Source organism: Arthrobacter sp. LFS091, assembly GCF_047977885.1.
In the GTDB taxonomy this organism is placed as follows: domain Bacteria; phylum Actinomycetota; class Actinomycetes; order Actinomycetales; family Micrococcaceae; genus Arthrobacter.
Map to the genome: position 1 here is coordinate 1 of NZ_JBFPFP010000004.1, position 22,231 is coordinate 22,231.

The 22,231-nt window shown below is 64.8% G+C and carries 16 protein-coding genes; 4 read left to right on the forward strand and 12 right to left on the reverse strand.

Annotated features, from left to right (window positions below; translation table 11 throughout):
* Positions 1-179 precede the first annotated feature (179 nt).
* The 3 genes from tyrS to ACNQOP_RS08230 all read right to left on the reverse strand — a co-directional run bounded on the left by tyrS (position 180) and on the right by ACNQOP_RS08230 (position 4,515).
* Positions 180-1,490, reverse strand: a complete 1,311-nt coding sequence (gene tyrS, locus ACNQOP_RS08220; protein ID WP_416404089.1) for a tyrosine--tRNA ligase — start codon at positions 1,488-1,490, stop codon at positions 180-182.
* A gap of 37 nt (positions 1,491-1,527) precedes the next feature.
* Entirely contained in the window at positions 1,528-3,756 is a 2,229-nt protein-coding gene (locus ACNQOP_RS08225) for an ATP-binding domain-containing protein (RefSeq protein ID WP_416404090.1), read from the reverse strand.
* 90 nt (positions 3,757-3,846) lie between these two features.
* A complete protein-coding gene (locus ACNQOP_RS08230; RefSeq protein ID WP_416404091.1) occupies positions 3,847-4,515 on the reverse strand; it encodes a DNA-3-methyladenine glycosylase in 669 nt (222 codons plus the stop codon).
* An 82-nt stretch (positions 4,516-4,597) separates the two neighbouring features.
* Here ACNQOP_RS08230 and ACNQOP_RS08235 point away from each other — a divergent pair, with 82 nt between their 5' ends.
* Positions 4,598-6,100: a DNA-3-methyladenine glycosylase 2 family protein gene (locus tag ACNQOP_RS08235; protein ID WP_416404092.1), complete on the forward strand. Its 1,503-nt coding sequence runs from the start codon at positions 4,598-4,600 to the stop codon at positions 6,098-6,100.
* A gap of 141 nt (positions 6,101-6,241) precedes the next feature.
* Here the strand turns inward: ACNQOP_RS08235 and ACNQOP_RS08240 are convergent, their stop codons facing one another.
* From ACNQOP_RS08240 to argC, 9 genes are all read right to left on the reverse strand, one after another.
* Positions 6,242-6,979 carry a maleylpyruvate isomerase family mycothiol-dependent enzyme gene (locus tag ACNQOP_RS08240; RefSeq protein WP_284987813.1) on the reverse strand — a complete coding sequence of 246 codons (738 nt, stop codon included), beginning with the start codon at positions 6,977-6,979 and terminating at the stop codon, positions 6,242-6,244.
* A 74-nt stretch (positions 6,980-7,053) separates the two neighbouring features.
* Positions 7,054-8,469 (reverse strand): argininosuccinate lyase, encoded by a 1,416-nt coding sequence (argH, locus tag ACNQOP_RS08245; RefSeq protein WP_416404094.1) that lies wholly within the window; start codon positions 8,467-8,469, stop codon positions 7,054-7,056.
* Positions 8,469-9,674 carry an argininosuccinate synthase gene (locus ACNQOP_RS08250; RefSeq protein WP_235521874.1) on the reverse strand — a complete coding sequence of 402 codons (1,206 nt, stop codon included), beginning with the start codon at positions 9,672-9,674 and terminating at the stop codon, positions 8,469-8,471. The genes argH and ACNQOP_RS08250 overlap by 1 nt, the downstream gene beginning before the upstream one ends.
* An 85-nt stretch (positions 9,675-9,759) precedes the next feature.
* On the reverse strand, positions 9,760-10,296 hold the full coding sequence (locus ACNQOP_RS08255) for an arginine repressor (protein WP_235521873.1): 537 nt from the start codon (positions 10,294-10,296) through the stop codon (positions 9,760-9,762).
* Positions 10,296-11,300 (reverse strand): ornithine carbamoyltransferase, encoded by a 1,005-nt coding sequence (gene argF, locus ACNQOP_RS08260; protein WP_416404095.1) that lies wholly within the window; start codon positions 11,298-11,300, stop codon positions 10,296-10,298. Before argF ends, ACNQOP_RS08255 begins: the two co-directional genes overlap by 1 nt.
* Positions 11,297-12,694 (reverse strand): acetylornithine transaminase, encoded by a 1,398-nt coding sequence (locus ACNQOP_RS08265; protein ID WP_416404097.1) that lies wholly within the window; start codon positions 12,692-12,694, stop codon positions 11,297-11,299. Before ACNQOP_RS08265 ends, argF begins: the two co-directional genes overlap by 4 nt.
* Positions 12,691-13,635, reverse strand: coding sequence for an acetylglutamate kinase (gene argB / locus ACNQOP_RS08270; protein ID WP_235521870.1), 945 nt, complete (start codon positions 13,633-13,635; stop codon positions 12,691-12,693). The genes ACNQOP_RS08265 and argB overlap by 4 nt, the downstream gene beginning before the upstream one ends.
* A gap of 10 nt (positions 13,636-13,645) precedes the next feature.
* Positions 13,646-14,812: a bifunctional glutamate N-acetyltransferase/amino-acid acetyltransferase ArgJ gene (gene argJ / locus ACNQOP_RS08275; protein ID WP_257371076.1), complete on the reverse strand. Its 1,167-nt coding sequence runs from the start codon at positions 14,810-14,812 to the stop codon at positions 13,646-13,648.
* Positions 14,809-15,840 carry an N-acetyl-gamma-glutamyl-phosphate reductase gene (argC, locus tag ACNQOP_RS08280; RefSeq protein ID WP_416404098.1) on the reverse strand — a complete coding sequence of 344 codons (1,032 nt, stop codon included), beginning with the start codon at positions 15,838-15,840 and terminating at the stop codon, positions 14,809-14,811. The genes argJ and argC overlap by 4 nt, the downstream gene beginning before the upstream one ends.
* A gap of 168 nt (positions 15,841-16,008) precedes the next feature.
* Here argC and ACNQOP_RS08285 point away from each other — a divergent pair, with 168 nt between their 5' ends.
* The 3 genes from ACNQOP_RS08285 (at position 16,009) to ACNQOP_RS08295 (ending at position 22,223) form a co-directional block, all read left to right on the forward strand.
* A complete protein-coding gene (locus ACNQOP_RS08285; RefSeq protein ID WP_235521867.1) occupies positions 16,009-17,097 on the forward strand; it encodes a fatty acid desaturase family protein in 1,089 nt (362 codons plus the stop codon).
* A gap of 85 nt (positions 17,098-17,182) precedes the next feature.
* Positions 17,183-18,148: a quinone oxidoreductase family protein gene (locus ACNQOP_RS08290; protein WP_416404100.1), complete on the forward strand. Its 966-nt coding sequence runs from the start codon at positions 17,183-17,185 to the stop codon at positions 18,146-18,148.
* Positions 18,149-18,266: 118 nt separating this feature from the next.
* On the forward strand, positions 18,267-22,223 hold the full coding sequence (locus tag ACNQOP_RS08295) for a Pls/PosA family non-ribosomal peptide synthetase (RefSeq protein ID WP_416404101.1): 3,957 nt from the start codon (positions 18,267-18,269) through the stop codon (positions 22,221-22,223).
* Positions 22,224-22,231 lie beyond the last annotated feature (8 nt).

The window sequence follows — 22,231 nt, forward strand, 5'->3', positions numbered from 1 at the left end:
CCGGCCGAACATGAAGGAGCGTCAACACCAAACAGGCGGAACGTGAGAGAGCGTCGGTCTGAAACAGGCGGAACATGAGAGAGCGTCCACCCGAAACGAAGGCCACGGGGCCTAAACACAAAAAAGGCCGGCAACCATAACGGTTGCCGGCCCTTTTCGAGCTGGATTGCTGACTGGATTTAGGCCAAAACCTCAATCGTGGCCAGGTTCTTTTTCCCACGCCGCAGCAGCAGGTACCGGCCGTGAAGCAGTTGGTCCTGGCCGATGACGGCGTCGGGATCCGAAACCTTGGCGTTGTTCACGTAGGCACCGCCTTCGCCCACGGTCCGACGGGCTGCGGACTTGCTGTCCGAGAGACCCGAGGCAACCAAGAGGTCGATGATCCCCAAACCGTCAGCGCCGATGGTTGCCGAGGGAAGCTCCGCAGTGGCGGCTTCCAGGGTGCGTTCGTCCAGAACCGTGAGGTCGCCGTTGCCAAAAAGCGCAGCCGAAGCGGCTATCACTTTCTCGGTCGCGTCTACACCGTGCACCAGCGAGGTGACTTCGTAGGCGAGCTTCTTCTGGCCTTCCCGGGCAAAGGGACGTTCCGCCACGGACTCCCCCAGCGCCTCAATCTCTGCCCGCGAAAGGAACGTGAACACCTTGAGCCGGTCCACGACGTCGGCATCCGCAGTGTTCAGCCAGAACTGGTAGAACGTGTACGGGCTGCACATTTCGGGATCGAGCCAGATGGCATTGCCCTCGCTCTTGCCGAACTTGGTGCCGTCCGAATTGGTGATGAGCGGCGTGCCCAGGGCATGCACGCTCTTGCCCTCCACCTTGCGGATGAGTTCCGTGCCGCTGGTGAGATTGCCCCACTGGTCCGAGCCGCCGGTCTGCAGGGCACAGCCGTAGTCGCGGAACAGCTGGAGGTAGTCCATGCCCTGCAGGATCTGGTAGCTGAATTCGGTGTAGCTGATGCCCTCGTCCGAGTTCAGTCGTGAGGCGACAGCGTCCTTGCGGAGCATGGTGCCCACACGGAAGTGCTTTCCAATTTCACGCAGGAAATCGATGGCGCTCAGCGGGGCGGTCCAATCAAGGTTATTGACCATCCGGGCCGGGTTTTCGCCCTCGAAGCTCAGGAAGCGGCGGACCTGGCCCTGAAGGTAGCCGACCCACTCTGCAACGGTGTCCTTGGTGTTCAAGGTGCGTTCCGCCGTCGGGCGGGGGTCACCGATCAGGCCGGTGGATCCGCCCACCAGGCCGAGCGGCTTGTGTCCGGCCAACTGAAGGCGACGCATCACCAGCAACTGCACGAGGTTGCCAAGGTGCAGTGACGGTGCGGTGGGGTCGAAGCCACAGTAATACGTGATCGGGTCCCCGGCGAGCAGCTTTTCCAGTTCCGTTTCATCAGTGGAAACGTGGACAAGGCCGCGCCATTGGAGCTCCTGCCAGACGTTGGCAAAGGCGGGATCGTTGTGCTGGGACTCGAGGTTGTTTACGTGTGACACGAGATCTAAGTTAGCAGGATTGCAGCCCGTGAATTTCCTAGCGCTCGATGCCGGCCGGTACCGGAGCAGCGGCGATGAGGCGCAGGCGCTGCGTGGCACGGGTCATGGCCACGTAGAGGTCCCCCACCTTGCCGTGTTCATGGTTCAGCATTGCAGCCGGTTCCAGGACTACAACACCGTCGAATTCCAGGCCCTTTGCTTCCTTGGGGCTGATCACGACGATGTCCTGCTCGTAGCTTCCGGCACCCGTGCCGATACGGCGTCCGTAGACTTCCCGCAAGGCAGCGGTGGCCTGGGGAAGCAGGGGCCCGTCGGCTATGACTGCCAGCAGACCGCCGTCGAGCGCTTCCACTTCCTCCGGCAGGACCTCAACCAGGCGCGGGACGATTCCGTCGGCCTCGACGTGATCGACAATGGGCGACCATTTGCCTTCGCGAACGGCTTTGGGGGCCGAGACCACAAGACCCGCCCGATTAGCCATCCGGACGGCAGCCTCGGCGATTTGCGACGGAGTGCGGTAGTTGACCGTGAGTTCTTCAAGCCTCCAGCGGTCACCGAACGACGGCGCCAGGGCACTTTGCCACGAATTGGCACCGGCCGCTGCGCTCGTCTGGGCGATGTCGCCCACGATGGTGAATGACTTGAGCGGGCAGCGCCGCACCAGGAGCCGCCACTGCATAGGTGAAAGCTCCTGGGCTTCGTCAACCACAATGTGGCCGAAGGCCCATGAACGGTCGCTGGTGGCACGCTCGGCTGCCGTGAGGCGGCCCTCGCGCTCCTGGTTCTGCTCGGCAAGCTCCTCTGCGGTCACCAGGACGTCCACGCCCATGGCTTCCATGTTGGCAAGGGTCTGCTTGGCGTTGGCAAGGTCGCGGGCACGATCTGCTTCCTGCTGGGCCAATCCCCTGCCGGCGGCTGGGTCCAATTCACCCAACAACTCGGCCGCTTCGTCCAGCAAAGGAACATCCGCTTCGGTCCACGGGGCGTCAACGGGCCGCTGCAGGAGTGCGCGCTGCTCCGGCGAAAGGTTCGGCGTGCAGGCCTCAAGGATGGCGGGCTTGCTGAACAGTTCGGAAATGAGTTTCTCCGGGGTCATCGGCATCCAGCAAAGATTCAAGGCGATACGGACGTCGCGTGCGGAGCGGACGTCTTCGGCAAGGTAGGCGCGGTCAGCGTTGTTGCCGATGTTCGATTCTTCGACGAGGTCCGTCAACTGCTCGGTGAGCTCGCGAAGGAGGATCTTGACGAATGTGAGCCTGGCTTCGTTGTGCGGCTTGCCCGTTGCCCGCGCCTTTTCCCGGGCGCGCCGTACCTGGCGGACCGTTAGGGTGAGTTTCCGCGAATCAACTTCCAGGATGCGGTCTTCGGCGGGGGTCCGCTGCCGGTTGGCAACAGCGTTGGCAACAACTTTGGCCATGTCCAGCTTGCCCTTGAGGGCAGCAACGTCCGCGTCTTCCTCGGGAACGGCGTTGATGCCCGGCATCAGGCGACCCAGGCTGGCCATGACCACGCCGGTTTCACCCAGCGAGGGCAGCACGCGTTCGATGTAGTGCATGAACGACGACGACGGCCCGACCAGGAGGACACCGGCGCTCTTGAGGCGATCCCGATGCGTATACAGCAGGTAGGCAGCACGGTGCAGGGCGACGGCAGTCTTGCCAGTACCCGGTCCGCCCTGAACCACAAGCGCTCCGGAAATGGAGGAACGGATGATCCTGTCCTGCTCCGACTGGATGGTACCTACGATGTCGGACATGCGGCCCGTGCGCTTGGAATTCAGCGCCGCCAGGAGGGCACCCTCACCTTGGAGGGACTCGTCGTCGGCCAGCAGACCAGCGTCCAGGACGTCGTCTTCGATCGCCTTGACGTCCCGGCCCTGCAGGATCAGGTGCCGACGACGGCGCACACCTTGGCGGTCGAAGGCGGTCGCCTGGTAGAAGTGGCCTGCCTCGGGAGCACGCCAGTCAACCATGAGCCGTTGAAGGTCGGCCGTGGACAGGCCGATGCGACCGATGTACTGGGCTTCTCCGGAGTCCAGATCCAGCCGGCCGAACACCAGGCGGTCGTCGACGGCGTCGAGCTGGGCCAGGCGGTCTTCGTACAGTGCCGCGAAGGCGTCACGTTCGGAAACGTTCTGCATGGTTCCCACTGCGCCGGTCTTGCGCACTTGCGCCAGCTGCTCGCGCTTTTCTGCGCGCAGCTCATCGAGCCGGGCGTATAGCCCAGCCACATATTCCTGCTCGTGGACCAAATCAGCGTCGTGCATCGAACCGTAACCCCTATCGCAAAAGACAGACCTGCCATTCTACAGCGATTTCGGTAAACGTGCGGGGTTGAAGTCACCTGGCGGATGACGTCAGGTAGCAGGCGTGCGGTTACGAGCCTTAGCTGCCTTGTAACGCGAGACCGTGGGATCATCCTCGATCCAGAAACGCCACGGATAGTCAGTGCTTCCTCCCGGCCCGGCAACCCCCACCCGCGGCCCGCTGGCCACCGCGGCCGTAGGGGTCCTGGGCAACCAGAGGCTGAACGGTTCCGCGAGCGCGTCACGTCCAGTGTCCGCCGTCGTAAGTCCCAACGCCGAAGCGAGCCTGGCAGGTCCGCTGGCCAGGTCTTTGTGAGCCTTGGACGCCGGCCTCCGGAGGGCTGCCAGCCCTTCTCCTTCCACAATTTCGCCTGCCCGCAGGAGCAGCGCGGAAGCAGCGCCGTCGGGACCGCAGACGATGTTGGCACAGTAATGCATGCCGTAGGTGAAGTAGACGTACAGAAACCCCGCAGGGCCGAACATGGGTGCGTTCCGTGGCGTGGGGCCGCCAAAGGTGTGCGATCCGGGATCCGGGTGTTCCGAATCCCGTGGGCCCATGTACGCCTCCACCTCCGTAAGCCTGACCGAAACAGGACCGGCTTCGGAGTGGTGCGTCAGGACGGCGCCGAGGATCAGCGGAGCGATGGCACGCGGATCTCCCGCGAGGAATTCGCGGACCTCGGCTGGCTCGAGAATGTAGTTCTCCACGGACTGGCTCATGCCCAGACCCTAGCAAAGTCGCCGCAACGGCCATGTCCGATTTCCGCTAGCAGTGGTCCAGTTCCGCTGGCAGGATGGAGCCATGGACTTCTGGCAGCGCTACAGGGCAATTGACGCCCGCGACATCCGGTTCGACGGTCAATTCTTTACTGCCGTCAGCTCCACCGGCATCTATTGCCGACCGTCGTGCCCCGCCCGGACGCCGAAGGCCGAAAACGTCACGTTCTATGAGACCTCGGCTGCAGCGCACGAGGCCGGCTACCGCGCGTGCAAACGCTGCCTCCCTGAAGCCGTCCCCGGAACACCTGCGTGGAACATCCGCTCGGACATCGCCGGCCGGGCAATGCGGTTGATCAACGACGGCGTCATCACGCGCGAGGGCGTGGACGGCCTTGCCCACCGTCTGGGCTACTCGGCACGGCAACTCAACCGCATCCTCAGCCAGGAACTGGGCGCCGGTCCACTCGCCCTGGCCCGGGCAAGCAGGGCCCAGACAGCCAGGACGCTGCTGGTTTCCACTGACATGCTGCTCGCGGATGTGGCCTTTGCGTCCGGCTTCAACAGCGTGCGGCAATTCAACGACACGATCGGCGAAGTATTCGCGATGACCCCGACGGCGTTGCGCGCCACCGGCGCAAAGTCCGTGCACCGCTGGCGTGCTGGGACGTCGCCGGGCGGAGCTCCCGCGGCACTGACGCTGAACCTGCCCTACAGGGAACCGTTCGATCCCGGGATTTTCGACTTTCTGGCCGTTCGTGCCATTCCAGGCATTGAATATGCCAGCACCTCCGGGGACGGAACCAGGACCTATGGACGTACCCTGCGCCTCCCTCGGAGTACCGCGTCGTTCTCGGTTTCCTACAAGCCGTCCTCACCCGTCAAGCCGTTGCAGCTCAACGCCAGCGCTGTAGACCTCCATGACCTCCCCACCCTGCTGAGCCGTGTCCGGAGGCTGTTCGACCTGGACTCTGATCCGCGGGCGATCGATGATGCCCTCGCAGCGGACCCGCGACTCGCGGCCAGCGTCACAACGATTCCCGGTATCCGGATGCCTGGAGCTGTCGACCCGGAGGAACTCCTGGTGAGGGCAATGATCGGTCAACAGATCACTGTGGCTGCCGCCCGCACCGCGCTGACCCAGCTCTCCGCGGCCGGCTCAACCATCGAAGGGGCCGGTCCGGGACTGGAGAGGCTGTTTCCGACGACGGCGGAACTCGCCGACAAGGGTCGGGTACTGCTTCGCGGGCCCCAGCGCCGGATCGACTCGATCATGGCCGCCAGTGAAGCCATGGCTACGGGGAAACTCGATTTTGGGTACGGCGACGACTTTGAAAGCCTTGAACGCAAATTGCTCCCGCTCCCCGGCGTGGGGCCATGGACGGTTGGGTATGTTGCCATGCGTGTGCTGGGCGCCCCTGACGTCTTCCTTGCCAACGACGCCGCGGTGCGGAACGGATTGAAAGTCCTGCCGACTCGCTCGGGGCTCAGCACCGATTTCAGCGAAGTCAGCCCGTGGCGCTCCTACGCGACCATGCATCTGTGGCGGGCCGCGGCCAAGCGCCCTGTTTCAGCCGCCGGGAAGTGAGAGAGCGTCAGCGGTTAGCGGGCGGGATGTGAGAGAGCGCCCGGCCCAAACGTCCGGGACGTGAGCGAGCGCCCGGCCCAAGCATCCGGGATGTGAGAGAGCGCCCGGCCCAAGCATCCGGGACGTGAGCGAGCGCCCGGGTTAGCGCGTGGCTGGCTGGGCCGCGGGCCAGGGCAGGAGCTCGGGCAGCTCTACACCGTCAGCGGCTGCGGTAGCGCGCAGACTTCCGAGGCTGGGTTCGCGGCCGGCGAGCCACGCGGCGATGTCCGTCAGCATTCCGGTGATGGCGATGGAAGTACTGCCACCGCCGATGCTGATTTGGGGAAGGCCCGTGGGTTGGAGTACCAGTTTGTACTCTCCCGGAACACGGGCCGCCAGGAACCCGATGAGGTGTTCGCAGAACGGCCGGCTCCACGTCTCTGGTCCGAAGCCCACGCCCAGGTCCGACGCATGGATGGTCAGTTCGCGCCACAGTGCCTGGCCGCCGTCGAACACTGTCCCGTCACGGTAGGTGATGGGAGCTTGCCAATCGTCGGGTTCCAAGGCATCGAACGACGCAACCGCGGACTCCACGGCCTTGGTGACTGACTCCGTGTGCTGGGCCAGGCTGTGTCCCGCCGCAAGTTCGATTGCCTTGTTACGGCCATCCATGCCGCCGTCGTACAGTTCGATCTTCTCGCCGCGCCGTGCGTAGTCGAGTTGGCGGGCCATCGCGTTGGCGATTCCGGTGATGTGCGCCAGCACGTGGCCGCGGGTCCAACCGGGGAGTTGGGATGGGCCAGCGACGGAGGCGTCGTCCAGTTTGGCGAGGAGGCGGGTGACGGTGCCGGCGGCTTTGTGAAGCTCTGCGGGCAACGCCCCAGGGGTGATCTGAGTCATAGCGCCATGCTAACGCACGCTTAAACACCTGTGGGACAGCACAGGATGTGCCATCCCACAGGAGTGTTCAGTGTCTAGCCTGCGTAAGAACGGGCTGCCTCCAGTTCCGCTTCCAGGGCCGCCAATTGGCGTTCGACGGCGGCTGGTGCCGTGCCGCCCTGGGAGTTGCGGCTGTTGAGCGAGCCTTCGGTGCTGAGCACGCTGCGAACCTCGGGAGTAAGGTGCTCTGAGATCGCCGCGTATTCCTCGTCCGTCAGGTCCCACAGCTCCACGCCACGGCTTTCGGCCTGCTTGACAGCAGCACCGGAGAGCTCGTGGGCTTCACGGAAGGGCACGCCCTGGCGGACCAGCCACTCTGCGATGTCCGTGGCCAGCGCAAAGCCCTGGGGAGCCAAGGATTCCATCCGCTCAGTGTTGAACTTCAGGGTCGCGATCATGCCGGACACGGCCGGGAGCAGCAGCTCCAGGGTGTCGGCAGCGTCGAACACAGGCTCCTTGTCCTCCTGAAGGTCACGGTTGTATGCAAGAGGCAAGCCCTTGAGCGTCGCCAGCAACCCGGTCAGGTTGCCGATGAGGCGGCCGGCCTTGCCACGTGCGAGCTCGGCAACGTCCGGGTTCTTCTTCTGCGGCATGATCGATGACCCGGTGGAGTACGAGTCGTGCAGCGTGACGAAGGAGAACTCCTTGGTGGCCCAGAAGATGACTTCCTCGGAGATCCGGGACAGGTCCACGCCGATCATGGAGCAGACCCAGGCGAACTCGGCGAAGACGTCGCGGGAAGCGGTGCCGTCGATCGAGTTGTGCACGGCCGAGAAGAACCCCAGGTCCGCGGCAACAGCCTCAGGGTCCAGGCCCAGCGACGAACCGGCCAACGCACCCGAACCGTACGGCGAAACACCGGCCCGCTTGTCCCAGTCCTGGAGGCGCTGCACATCGCGCAGCAAAGCCCAGGCGTGGGCCAGCAAGTGATGGCTCAGAAGGACCGGCTGGGCGTGCTGCAGGTGTGTGCGGCCAGGCATGGCGACACCGTGGTGGGCCTTCGCCTGCTCAACCAGTGCGTCAACCGTGGCCAGCACTCCCTGGGCAATAATGCGCGCGTGGTCCCGAAGGAACATGCGGCCAAGGGTAGCCACCTGGTCGTTCCTCGAACGGCCGGCGCGAAGCTTGCCGCCCAACTGGGTGCCGGCACGCTCGATCAGCCCACGCTCCAGTGAACCGTGCACGTCCTCGTCGCTCTCAGCGGGAAGGTAGGCGCCACTGGCGACGTCCTCGTCCAGCTGGGTGAGGGCAGCGAGCATGCCTTCAAGCTCAGCGTCATCCAGCAGTCCGGCCTTGGCGAGCACGCGTGCGTGCGCCTTGGAACCGGCGATATCGTAGCGGGCCAGCCGCCAGTCAAAGTGCGTGGACTTGCTCAGTGCGGCCAGCGCATCCGCAGGGCCGCCGGCGAACCGCCCACCCCACAGTGCGCCTTCGTTTGTTGCCGACGTCATTACTCGCCCGCAACCCGCAGGTCGCGGCCGGAAGCAACCTTGGAGGACATGCCCCACAGCTCGATGAAGCCGCGTGCCATGGACTGGTCGAAGGTGTCGCCGGTGTCGTAGGTGGCGAGGTCGAAGTCGTACAGCGACGTCTCGGAGCGGCGACCGTTAACGATTGCCTGGCCACCGTGCAGGACCATGCGGATGTCACCGGAAACGTACTTCTGGGTGTCCTCGATAAAGGCATCCAGGGAGCGCTTCAGCGGGGAGAACCACTGGCCGTCGTAGACCAGCTCTGCCCAGCGCTGGCCAACGGTGGCCTTGAAACGGGCCTGCTCGCGTTCGATGGTGATGTCTTCAAGGTGCTTGTGGGCGGTGATCAGCGCCATGGCACCCGGGGCTTCATAGATCTCGCGGGACTTGATGCCCACCAGGCGGTCCTCGACGACGTCGATGCGGCCAACGCCCTGGGCGCCTGCACGGCGGTTCAGTTCCTGGATGGCCTGCAGCGGGGTGACCTTCACGCCGTCGATCGCTACCGGCACTCCGGCCTGGAAGGAGATGATGACCTCATCCGGTGCCGGCGGGAATTCCGGGGTGGCGGTGTAGTCGTAAATGTCCTTGGTGGGTGCGTTCCAGATGTCCTCGAGGTAGCCGGTTTCGACGGCGCGTCCCCAGACGTTCTGGTCGATCGAGTACGGGTTCTTCTTGGTGGTCTCGATCGGCAGTCCCTTTTCCTCGGCGAAGGCGATGGCCTTGTCGCGGGTCAGGGCGAGGTCGCGAACCGGTGCGATGCACTTCAGGTCCGGGCCAAGGGTCTGGATGCCCACTTCGAAGCGGACCTGGTCGTTGCCCTTGCCGGTGCAGCCGTGGGCAACGGTGGTGGCGCCGAACTCGCGGGCAGCCTTCACGAGGTGCTTGACGATGACCGGACGCGAGATCGCCGAAACCAGCGGGTAGTGACCCTGGTAGAGGGCGTTCGCCTTCAGCGTGGGCATGGCGTACTCGTTGGCGAACTCGTCGCGGGCATCAGCGACGTAAGCCTCGACGGCGCCGCAACCGAGGGCGCGCTGGCGGATGGTCTCCAGGGACTCGCCGCCCTGTCCAACGTCGACGGCCACAGCGATGACCTCGGCGCCGGTGGCTTCACCGATCCAGCCAATGGCTACGGACGTATCAAGGCCACCGGAGTAGGCCAGAACAATGCGCTCAGTCACGAGAGTGCTCCTTTGTTGTTGCTTGGTTCATTCGAATCAATGCTGTGTGAATTAGATGCTGCTGAATCAATACTGTGTAAAGCAGTTAGTTGCCCGGGCCGGCTTCTTCGGCCATCCGCAGGAACCTGGCCGCCAGTTCCGCCCCGCCGTCGGGGTCCCGTGCGACCAGCAGCAAAGTGTCATCGCCTGCGATCGTACCCAATACGGACGGCATCACGGAGTGGTCGACGGCGAGTGCCAGGAAGTTCGCCGCGCCCGGAGGCGTGCGCAGGACGACGATGTTGCCGGACGCTTCCGCCGTCACCAGCAGTTCCCCGCAGAGCCTGGAGAGCCGTGCGTCCAGGATTTCCTGGGTGACCCCGCTCTTGGCATTGCGGTCGCCGCCTTCGCCCGGCACGGCGTAGACCAATGCGCCATCCTTTCCACGCACCCGCACGGCACCTAGTTCCACAAGGTCGCGGGACAGGGTGGCCTGGGTGACCTGGACGCCGTCGTCCGCCAACAGAGCTGCAAGCTCTGCCTGGGAACGCACGGACTCACCCGTCAGGATCGCGGTGATTCGCGCCTGGCGGGCAGTCTTGGTGGCTGGGCTTGCGCCCGGCACGGACGGATTGGTGGACACTAGAACGTGCTCTGCCCGGTGCCTTCAACCGGCGAAAGACCATCGACGAAGGCAAGCCCCGAGCGGTGCATCAGCCACGCCATGAGTGCCTTCTGGGCGTGCAGGCGGTTCTCGGCCTCGTCCCACACGATCGACTGCGGGCCATCGATGACGCCGGCTGAAATCTCGTAGCCGCGGTAAGCAGGAAGGCAGTGAAGAACGACGGCGTCCGGAGCGGCTTGCGCCATTGCAGCTTCATCCACGGAGTAGTCGCGGAACAGCTGCAACCGGGCTTCCTTTTCGGCTTCCTGGCCCATGGAAACCCACGTGTCCGTCGCCACGACGTCGGCGCCGTTGAGTGCTTTGGCGGCGTCACTGGTGATCAGGACGGAACCACCGGTCTCCGCGGCGCGCTCCTCGGCTGCTGCCACGATTTCCGGAGCCGGCAGGTAGCCTTCGGGGCCGGAGATGCGGACGTGCATACCGGCGGTCACTCCGGCCAGCAGGTAGGAGTTGGCCATGTTGTTGGCCGCGTCCCCCAGATAGGCCATGCTCAGTCCGGCCAGTTCGCCCTTGTGCTCCTTGACGGCCAGGAGGTCGGCCAGGAGCTGGCATGGGTGGTAGTCGTCGCAGAGTGCGTTGATGACGGGCACGCTGGAGTTCTCCGCCATTGCCACCAGGCCGGAATGGGCGCCGGTGCGCCACACGATGGTTGAGACCATGCGCTCCAGGACCTTCGCGGTGTCTTCCACGGATTCCTTGTGGCCAATCTGCGCTTCACCCGGGTTGATGATCAGGGCGTTGCCGCCCATGTCCGCAATGCCGGTGGCAAAGGAAACACGCGTGCGGGTGGAGGTCTTGTCAAAGATCACGGCAACGGTCTTGCGGCCGTTGCCCTCCGCGGCGAAGGGCTGCACGCTGTACGGCGCTGCCTTCATCCTGACGGCGAGGTCCAGGACCTCGGCCTGCTCGGCAGGGCTCAGGTCCGTGTCCTTGAGGAAGTGGCGGGTGGTTAACGTGCTCACTGTGCGTCCTTAGCGGTTTGGGCGGTAGCCGTGGCGATCAAGGCGGGCAAAGCTGACAGGAATCGGTCGGCCTGCCCGGTGGTCAGGATCAGGGGAGGTGCGAGGCGGATGGTCCGCGGTCCCGGACTGTTGATGATGAAGCCGGCATCCAAAGCTGCCGTCACCATAGCGGGTGCGATGTCGGCGTTCACATCGAAGCCGATCAGCAGGCCCTCGCCGCGGACATCGGTGACCGCTTCCACCGCCGCCAAGCCCTGACGCAGGTACTCCCCCACAGCCTGGACGTTTTCCAGGACACCCTGGCTTTCGATCGCGTGCAGCGTGGCAAGCGCGGCGGCCGTGGCCACCGGGTTCCCACCGAAAGTGGTGCCGTGCTGTCCGGCGGTGAGCAGGGCCGACGTCGCACTTCCGAATGTGATCAAGGCACCCACCGGGAAGCCGCCACCGAGGCCCTTGGCGAGCGTGACGGCGTCGGGCACGATGCCTGCATCCTCGCTGGCCAGCCACTTGCCGGTGCGGCCGATGCCGGTCTGGACCTCATCCAGGATGAGCAACGCCCCTGCGGCCGTGGTGGCCTCGCGGGCCGCCTGCAGGTAGTCGGGGCTGAGGGGCCGGACGCCCGCTTCGCCCTGAATGGGTTCCAGGAAAACGGCTGCGGTGGAATCGTCGACGGCGGCACGCAACGCCTCGATGTCATCGAACGGAATGTGGACCACGCCACCGGGCAGTGGTTCGAACGGGGCGCGGTACGCTTCCTTGGCCGTGAGCGCCAAAGCGCCCATGGTGCGTCCGTGGAAAGCACCTTCGAGTGCGATGATCTTGGTGCGCTTGCCGTCGGAGTTGTTCCGGCGGGCGAGCTTGAACGCGGCCTCGTTGGCCTCCGTGCCGGAGTTCGCGAAGAACACCTTGGAACCCGCGGGAGCGTTGGAGATCGCCAGGAGCTTCTCGGCGAGCGCGATCTGCGTGGGGCTCGTAAAGAAGTTGGACACATGGCCAAGAGTGGCGAGCTGGCTTGAAATGACCGACGTGACGAACGGGTGGGCGTGGCCCAGCGCGTTGACGGCGATCCCGCCGAGGAGGTCAAGGTATTCCTTGCCATCGGCGTCCCACACCAGGCAACCGGCGCCGCGGACCAGGACACGCTGCGGAGTGCCGAAGACGCCCATGAGCGAGGACGAGTAACGGGCAAGCCAGTCAGCTCCCGAGCTCTGGGTAACGAGGGTGGTTGCGGCAGCCTCCGCAGCGATGGGGGCCCCGCCCGTCCCCAGCCGCCCCCCGCCCTCGCCAGCTCGGACGGGGACCCCGGCGGCAGTGGGCCCATCGCGGTGCCCGACCACACCCGGCCCCCCATCGCTGCTGCGGCTTTCGGCGGAATGGCTCAGTTCGGTACTCATGCGTTCACTTCCTCGTCGGGTACTACCTGGGTGCCGATACCCGCGGTCGTAAAGGTTTCCAGCAGCATGGAGTGGGCCAGGCGGCCGTCCACGATGTGGGCGCGCTGCACGCCTTCGTCGATTGCTTTGAGGCAGGCGGCCATTTTAGGGATCATTCCGGACTCCAGGCGAGGCAGCATTTCACGGAGCTCGGTGGCGGTCAGCGAGGAGATCAGCGAGGACTTGTCCGGCCAGTTGGCGTAGAGGCCCTCGACGTCGGTCAGAATGACGAGCTTGGTGGCGCCCAGGGCAGAAGCAACGGCTGCGGCGGCGGTGTCCGCGTTGACGTTGAGCACCTGGCCGGTGGTAGAGCCGGTACCGTCTCCCGTGTCCAGGATTTCGGGAGCGACGGTCGAAATCACGGGGATGCGACCGGCGTCGAGAATGTCCTTAATACCTGCGGGATCAACGCCGACAACCTCGCCCACCAGGCCGAGGTCCACTTCCTCACCGTCAACAACAGTGCCGGTGCGCACGGCGCGCAACAGGCCGCCGTCCTCGCCGGACATGCCCACGGCGTACGGTCCGTGGGAGTTGATGAGGCCGACGAGTTCGCGGCCTACCTGGCCGGTGAGGACCATGCGGACTACGTCCATGGCCTCGGGCGTGGTGACCCGGAGGCCTCCCTTGAACTCGGATTCAATGCCAAGCCGGCTGAGCATGGAGTTGATTTGGGGGCCGCCGCCGTGAACCACCACGGGGTGGATGCCCACGTGGTGGAGGAACACGATGTCCTCAGCGAAGGCACGGCGCAGCTCGTCATTGACCATGGCGTTTCCGCCATACTTGATCACCATGGTGGTCCCGGCGAAGCGTTGGATCCACGGCAACGCCTCGATCAGTGTCCCGGCCTTGTCCTGGGCGTCGCTCATTGACGTGGTCTCCCGAGTGTGCGCAGTCATCGTTTTCCGCTCAGCTTGAGTAGGCGCTGTTCTCATGCACGTAATCGTGCGTGAGGTCATTGGTCCAGATTGTCGCCTCGGCGTCGCCGGCCTGCAGGTCGATTTCGACCAGCACTTCGCGCGGCTCAAGGTCCACCAGGTTGCGGTCCTCGCCGATGCTGCCGTTGCGGCAGATCTGGACGCCGTTCATGGCGACGTTGAGTTGATCAGCTTCGAACACGGCGTCCGTTGTTCCCACAGCGGAGAGGACACGGCCCCAGTTGGGGTCCTTGCCAAAGATGGCGGCCTTGAAAAGGTTGGACCGGGCAACGGACCGGCTGACGGTTTCGGCGTCCCGTTCGCTGGCAGCGTTGAAGGTGCGGATGGCGATGTCGTGGCTGGCGCCCTCGGCGTCGCCGATGAGCTTGCGGGCCAGTTCGGCGCAGACCCGAGTCACGGCTTCGCTCAACTGCTCGGTGGAAGGCAGGGCTTCGGAGGCCCCGGATGCCAGCAGCACCACAGTGTCGTTCGTGGACATACAGCCGTCCGAGTCGGCACGGTCAAAGGTGACGCGCGTTGCGTCGCGGAGGACGACGTCGAGCTCGTCAGCAGGCACCTCGGCGTCCGTAGTCAGGACCACCAGCATGGTGGCCAAGCCTGGTGCCAACATGCCGGCACCCTTGGCAATGCCACCCACGGTGAACTGCTTGCCTTCAGCATCGGTTCCCGTGAAAACCGCTTCCTTGGAAACGCTGTCCGTGGTCATGATGGCCGTGGCCGCAGCGGGACCGCCGTCCTCGCTGAGCTCTTTGGCGGCCGCTTCGACGCCCGGGAGGATTTTGTCCATGGGCAGTTGCTCGCCGATCAGGCCAGTAGAGCAAACCACGACGTCGGAAGCTGAGACTCCCAGCACGTCAGCCACTTTCTCCGCGGTTGCGTGGGTGTTCTGGAAACCCTGCGGTCCGGTGCAGGCGTTGGCACCCCCGGAGTTCAGAACGACGGCGTCCACACGGCCGTCGCTGACCACCTGGCGGGACCAGTGCACGGGAGCGGCCGCTACGCGGTTGGAGGTGAACACAGCAGCGGCTGCCTTCGACGGTCCGTCGTTGACGACCAGGGCGAGGTCCGGGTTGCCTGATGCCTTGATGCCGGCTGTGACGCCAGCGGCGCGGAATCCCTTGGGGGCGGTAATTGTCACGGTGCTACTCCCTGCAGGTTCAGGCCGGCGGTTTCATCCAGGCCGAGGGCAATGTTCATGGACTGCACGGCGCCGCCGGCGGTCCCCTTGGTGAGATTGTCGATAGCGCAGGTCACGATCACGCGGCCTGTGTGCTGGTCAAACGCCAGTTGCATGACGGCATGGTTGGAAGCCTGCACCGATTTGGTGGTGGGCCACTGGCCCTCTGGCAGCAGGTGGACGAACGGCTCGTCGTCGTAGGCATCTGCCCATGCCTGCCGGAGTTCGGCGTACGTCACGCCGTGCCCGGCCTTTGCGGTCGCCGTCGTGAGGATGCCCCTGCTCATCGGGGCGAGGGTGGGCGTGAAGGACACCGTGACCGGCTCGCCCGCGGCATTGGACAGGCCTTGTTCGATTTCCGGCGTGTGGCGATGACCGCCACCCACGCCATACGGGCTCATGGAACCCATGACTTCACTGCCAATGAGGTTGACTTTGGCTGCCTTGCCGGCGCCCGAGGTGCCTGACGCGGCGACAATGACGACGTCGTCCGTCAGGAGGAGATTTTTGGCAAACCCGGGCGTCAAGGCGAGCAGGGCCGACGTCGGGTAGCAGCCCGGGACTGCGATGCGGGTGGCGCCCTTGAGCGCCTCACGCTGCCCCGGCAGTTCCGGCAGGCCGTAAGGCCAAGTGCCCGCGTGGTCCGAGCCGTAGAACTTTTCCCACGCCGCGGCGTCCTGGAGGCGGTGGTCCGCGCCGGCGTCGATCACTACGGTGCCTTCAGGCAGCTGGGCGGCGATCTCTGCGGAAGCGCCATGGGGAAGGGCCAGGAACACCACATCGTGGCCGGACAGGTTTTCCACCGTGGTGTCTTCAAGGATCCGGCTGGCCAAACCATGGAGATGCGGCTGCAACTCCCCTAGTCTGGAACCGGCGTTGCTGTGCGCCGTGATCGCACCGATGGTGACGTTCGGATGGCCCGCGAGCAAGCGCAGCACTTCTCCCCCGGCGTAGCCGCTGGCACCGGAGACGGCAACAGAAATAGTCATGACTCCACTATACAGCAAGAATATTCATACTGTCCGATATTTATGCATGCCTAATGTGAGCTGTCACATTTGTTAGGACATTGCGCGTATGCTTAGTGGAGGGTGATCCAGACCGTGCAGTCCGAACGTCGGCTGCAGCGTTGCCCGTTAGTGATACGGGGCATATAAATGGCACCCACGTCCACCGCTGAGCGCCCCAAAGCACGCGCAATTCAGCCAAATCCCGTCGTTCAGAGCTACTCAGAGCTCCTCAAGAGCGTCAAGTCCGCAGGACTCCTTGAGCGCCGCAGCGGCTTCTATATCTGGGTTTTCGTAGCCCTGATACTGCTCATGGCCGGCACGTGGCTCGGCTTCGCCCTCATTGGCGAATCCTGGTACCAGCTCCTCATTGCCGCGGCCGTCGGGATTCTCTGCACGCAGTTGAGCTTCCTGGCCCACGAAGCCGGACACAAGCAGATCTTTGCCTCCCGCCGCGCCAACGATTGGTCGGCGCGTCTCCTGGCCACCGGCGTTGCGGGCATCAGCTACTCATGGTGGGAACAGAAACACGGCGCCCACCACAATCACCCCAACGTCATTTCCAAGGACCCCGACATCCGGAACAACGCATTGGTGTTCTACGAGGACGCCGCGGCCGAGCGCAAGGGCCGCCTGGCATTCCTCACGCGCCGGCAAGGCTGGTTCTTCTTCCCGCTGTTGACCTTGCTTGGCCTGAGCCTGCAGTTCGATTCCATCCGCTTTGTCTTCGGCAAGCAGAAGGTCCGGCACCGCTGGGTGGAAACCCCCATCCTCGTGGCACGCCTGACGGCGTTGCCGGTGCTGGCTTTCACCTTCCTGCCCATCGGAATGGCGTTCGCTTTCCTCGGCGTCCAGATCATGGTTTACGGCTTCTACATGGGCGCATCCTTCGCCCCCAACCATAAGGGCATGCCCGTGCTTCCCAAGGACAGCCGCGTGGACTTCCTTAACCGCCAGATCCTGACCTCCCGCAACATCTCCGGCGGTCGCTTCATGGACTTCCTCTTGGGCGGACTCAACCGGCAGGTAGAGCACCACTTGTTCCCGGACATGGCACGTCCGCACCTTCACAAGGCCGCCGGCATCGTGAAGGAATTCTGCGCCAAGCACTCGATCCCCTACACCGAAACCACGCTCATGCAGTCGTACGGGATCGTGGTCAGCTACCTCAACGAGGTGGGCCTCGCAGCAGGCCGCGGCTTCGACTGTCCCGTGGCTTCGACGCACGGACGCCGCTAGCCGTTCGACATGGGAGGCCCCAACCTCCCTAGGATGGATTCTGAAACCGGGCACCGGAAGGACCGCCCCGGAGTGAGGAGCCACCATGACGCACGCCATTGTCGCAAAGCAGCCCGGAGGACCTGAAGTCCTCGAATACGCCTCCGTGGAAGCACCAGCCCCCGGTCCCGGCCAGTTGCTGATCAAGGTCGCAGCTGCCGGGGTGAACTTCATCGAAACCTATCAGCGCAACGGAACCTACAAGGTTGACTACCCCTTCACCCCCGGCGCAGAAGCCGCCGGCACGGTGGAGGCGGTGGGTGAGGGCGTGGAGGACATTGCCGTTGGCGACCGTATTGCCACGGCTGAAGGGTCCCGCACCTACGCCGACTACACTCTCGTGGATGCAGCGAAAGCGCTTCCGGTTCCGGACGGCGTCGACGACCACACTGCAGCTGCCCTTCCGCTGCAAGGGATCACAGCGCATTACCTGATGAACTCCTCCTTCCGGGTGGAGCCGGGACACACCGTCCTGCTGCACGCCGGGGCCGGAGGCGTTGGCCTCCTGCTGACCCAGCTGTTGAAGGCCCGCGGGGCACGCGTGCTTACCACCGTCTCCTCCGACGAAAAGGCCGAGCTGTCCAGGCTGGCCGGAGCTGACGAGGTCCTCCGCTACGACAGTTTCGCCCACAAGGTCCGTGAACTGACCGACGGCGAAGGCGTCAACGTGGTGTACGACGGCGTCGGTAAAGACACCTTTGACGAATCCCTCAAAAGCCTGCGCATCCGGGGAGCCATGGTGCTCTTTGGTGCCGCTTCCGGGCCGGTGCCGCCATTCGATCCCCAGCGCCTGAACGCCGGAGGCTCCTTGACCTTGACCAGGCCAACCATGGCCCACTTCGTGCAGAATACACACGAGCGCCGGTGGCGCTCGGCCGAAATTTTCGACGCCGCCGCCAACGGAACGCTCTCGGTCAGGGTCGGCGCAACCTACCCCTTGGCCGAAGCTGCCCAGGCCCACCGTGACCTGGAAGGCCGCCGGACCACCGGCAAAGTCCTGCTTCTGCCGTAACTCCAAAGCCCGGCTCCCGAACAACTGGCGACCTACAGGCAAACAGTGGTGCAAGAAAATGTGACGAACAGGAAACGTCAGACACCTTTTGTTCACCTTTCTGCGCAAAGCTAGGCCTGTGAGCACAGAACATCCCGTGGGGGCCGGGCCGGCACCCGCCCTGACCACCTACCGCCCCCAGTTTCCGGGCGGCACCGCTGCGCCAGCCGAGCGCACGCTGGTGGACATCCTGGAAGAGACCACAGCGTCCTTCCCCGAGGCTTCGGCTTTGGATGACGGGCAAAAATCACTCAGCTACACCGAACTCCTCAGGGCGGTCAGGGCCTTCGCCGCACGATTGAACGCTGCGGGCCTGGGTCGTGGTGACAAGATCGGCATCCGCATCCCTTCCGGCACCAACGAGTTGTATATCGCCATCCTGGGAATCCTCATGGCCGGCGCCGCGTACGTTCCGGTTGATGCCGACGATCCCGAGGAACGGGCACGCCTGGTGTTCGGGGAAGCCAAGGTTGCCGCGGTGGTTGGGGCGGGACTTGATATCCGAGCCGCCGGTGCCGCACGCGAGCCTGTATCGGAACCTTCAAAACCGGGGCTGGATGACGACTCCTGGATCATCTTCACCTCGGGATCCACTGGTACGCCCAAGGGTGTTGCAGTTAAACATCGATCTTCCGCCGCCTTCGTTGACGCTGAAGCACGGATTTTCCTCCAAGCCGATCCCATCGGTCCCCAGGACAGAGTGCTGGCGGGCCTGTCGGTAGCCTTCGATGCTTCCTGCGAAGAGATGTGGCTCGCCTGGCGCCACGGTGCCTGCCTCGTCCCGGCTCCGCGGGCGTTGGTGCGGACCGGCATGGACCTGGGTCCCTGGCTGATCAACCACGGCATCACCGTGGTTTCCACGGTGCCCACCCTTGCTGCGTTGTGGCCGGCAGAGTCCCTCGAAAACGTCCGCCTCCTCATCTTCGGCGGCGAGGCATGCCCGCCGGAGCTGGCCGAACGGCTCGCCGTCGATGGCCGCGAAGTATGGAACACTTACGGACCCACCGAGGCCACCGTCGTCGCCTGCGCCGCACCGTTGGGCCGACCCGGCCCGGTTCGGATCGGGCTGCCGTTGGACGGCTGGGACCTCGCCGTCGTCGATTCTGATGGTGTCCCGGTCGCGGAAGGCGGGATCGGTGAACTGATCATCGGCGGCGTCGGGCTGGCACGCTATCTCGATCCCGCCAAGGATGCCGAGAAGTATGCACCCATGGCCACGCTGGCTTGGGACCGTGCCTACCGTTCCGGGGACCTCGTCCGCTTCGAACCGGAGGGCCTGATCTTCATAGGTCGCGCCGACGAACAGGTCAAGCTGGGTGGACGGCGCATCGAACTGGGCGAGGTGGACGCGGCGCTGCAGGCACTCCCGGGAGTTGCCGGCGCTGCCGCCGCAGTTCAGACCACTGCTGCCGGCAACCAAATCCTGGTGGGCTATCTCGCCCCCGTTGACGGCCACGAGCTAAATCTGGAGCAGGCCCGCCGCCTGCTGGGCGAAAGCCTTCCGGCAGCATTGATCCCCCTGCTCACCGTGGTGGATTCGCTGCCCACCAAGACCAGCGGAAAGGTGGACCGGCATGCCCTCCCCTGGCCGCTGGCGGGAACCAGCGCTGCTGAGGCCAACAACGCGCCCCTGAACCTACCCGACGACGCCCGTTGGGTGGTGGACCAGTGGGAGTCGGTGCTGGGCAGTCCCGTGAGCTCCCTCGACGCGGATTTCTTCGCCTACGGCGGCGGGTCCTTGGCCGCAGCCCAGCTCGTCTCTGCCCTCCGGGTCCGGTACCCCACCATCACTGTCGCTGACATCTACGCGACCCCGCGTGTCGGAGCCCTGATCGATGCCGCCCGGCAATCACTGCCCGACGGCGGTACGGCAGGTCCGCCTGTCGAGCGCACCGTGCGTCCCACAGCCTTGAAGTCGCAGATCTTCCAGGTCCTCATGGGCGTGCCCCTTCACATCCTGGTGGGAATGCGTTGGCTCACCTACCTGATGGCCGCGAACAGGTTACTGGCAGACTTTGCCGGATTCGCCGCAGCTCCTGTGGTGTCCTGGTGGTGGATCGCGGCATCCTGGCTGGTCTTCGTCAGCCCGCTGGGCCGTATGACCATTTCGGTAATAGCGGCACGCGTGCTGCTCGGCAAGATCGAGCCTGGCACCTACCCCAGGTCCGGCAAAACCCACCTTCGGTTGTGGCTCGCCGAACAAATACAAGACCTCTCCGGGGCCATCGGCCTCGCCAGCGCCCCATTTGTCCCCTACTACGCGCGCGCCCTGGGTGCCAGGATCGGCCGGGATGTGCACCTGCATTCCCTGCCCCCTGTCACAGGTTTGCTGTCATTGGGCAGCGGCGCCAACATCGAGCCGGAAGTCGATCTTTCCGGATGGTGGGTGGATGGCGACTCGGTGCACATCGGCCAGATACACGTGGGAGCCGGCGCCGTCGTCGGTGCACGAAGCACCCTCATGCCCGGCGCCACCATTGGTGCGGGCGCACACGTCGACGCCGGATCCGCAGTGCTGGGCAAAGTGAAGGCCGGGCACTTCGTGGCTGGATCCCCGGCCGAACGACGCGGCAAGGCAAAGCACGACTGGCCTGAGTCGTCGGGCCATCCTTCCGCTGTGGACCGGCTATGGTTCACAGCCTTTGCCAGCGCTTCGGCGCTTCTGGCCCTGATCCCGTACATCTCCGCCTTCGCTGCTGCGATGGTCTTTATGGCGTTCATCCAAGGCCACGATTCGTTGGAGACCGCACTCCCCCAGATAGCCCTGGCACTCCCACTGGCGGCGTTGGCGTGGTTCTTCGGGAACCTGGTCCTCATCCTCGTTGTTGCCCGGCTCCTTGGCCTCGGACTCAAAGAGGGGTATTACCGTGTCCGCAGCCGAATCGGCTGGCAGGTGTGGGCCACGGAACGTCTGCTGGACATGGCACGTGACCTCCTCTTCCCCGTCTATGCCAGCCTGTTCACGCCTGTTTGGCTGCGCTTGCTCGGAGCCAAGGTGGGCAAGAACGTGGAAGCCTCCACGGTGCTGCTGGTGCCCAGGATGACGACCATCGGCGACGGCGCGTTCCTGGCTGACGACACCATGGTGGCGTCCTACGAACTGGGCGGTGGTTGGATGAAAATCGCTCCGGCCAAGATCGGAAAGCGGTCATTCCTCGGTAACTCCGGCATGACGGCCGCCGGGCGGAATGTACCAAAGAATTCCCTCGTGGCCGTCCTGTCGGCCACCCCTGCCAAGGCGAAGTCGGGCACGTCGTGGCTGGGCAGTCCCCCGGTCAGGTTGCGCCGCACCGCCGTCGACGCCGACCAGACACGGACATTCCAGCCGCCCCTTAAGCTCAAAATCGCGCGTGCACTGTGGGAATTGTGCCGTTTGGTTCCTGTCATCCTGACTGTTGCCATCGCCGTCGGCGTCATGCTGGTCCTCGATTGGCTGGCCCGTGGATGGGGCTACTGGATCGCGGCGATCCTCGGCGGCGTCGTGATGTTGGCAGCCGGAGGCGTCGCAGCACTCAGCGCCATCGTCGCCAAGTGGGTCCTGGTGGGAACCATTCGCGCCGGCGAGCACCCCCTGTGGAGTTCGTTTATTTGGCGCAACGAGGTTGTGGATACGTTTATCGAAATGGTCAGTGCGCCGTGGTTCGCCAGGTCCGCTGCGGGCACGCCCGCCCTGGTGTGGTGGCTGCGCGGGCTCGGCGCCACGATCGGCCGCGGTACCTGGTGTGAAAGCTACTGGCTCCCCGAAGCCGACCTCGTGACACTTGGCGAGAACTCCACCGTCAACCGCGGCTGCGTGGTCCAGACACATCTGTTCCACGACCGCGTCATGAGCCTGGACACCGTGACGCTCGGGAACGGAGCCACCATGGGCCCCCACGGCGTCATCCTCCCTGCGGCCAGCATCGGCGACGGTGGAACCGTAGGTCCGGCGTCGTTGGTCATGCGTGGCGAAACTGTCCCAGCCGGGACGTACTGGATGGGCAACCCGGTGAGCCCATGGGTGGGTCCGTCTGCACAAGCGCCCCGTCTCAAGTAGATTGGGCA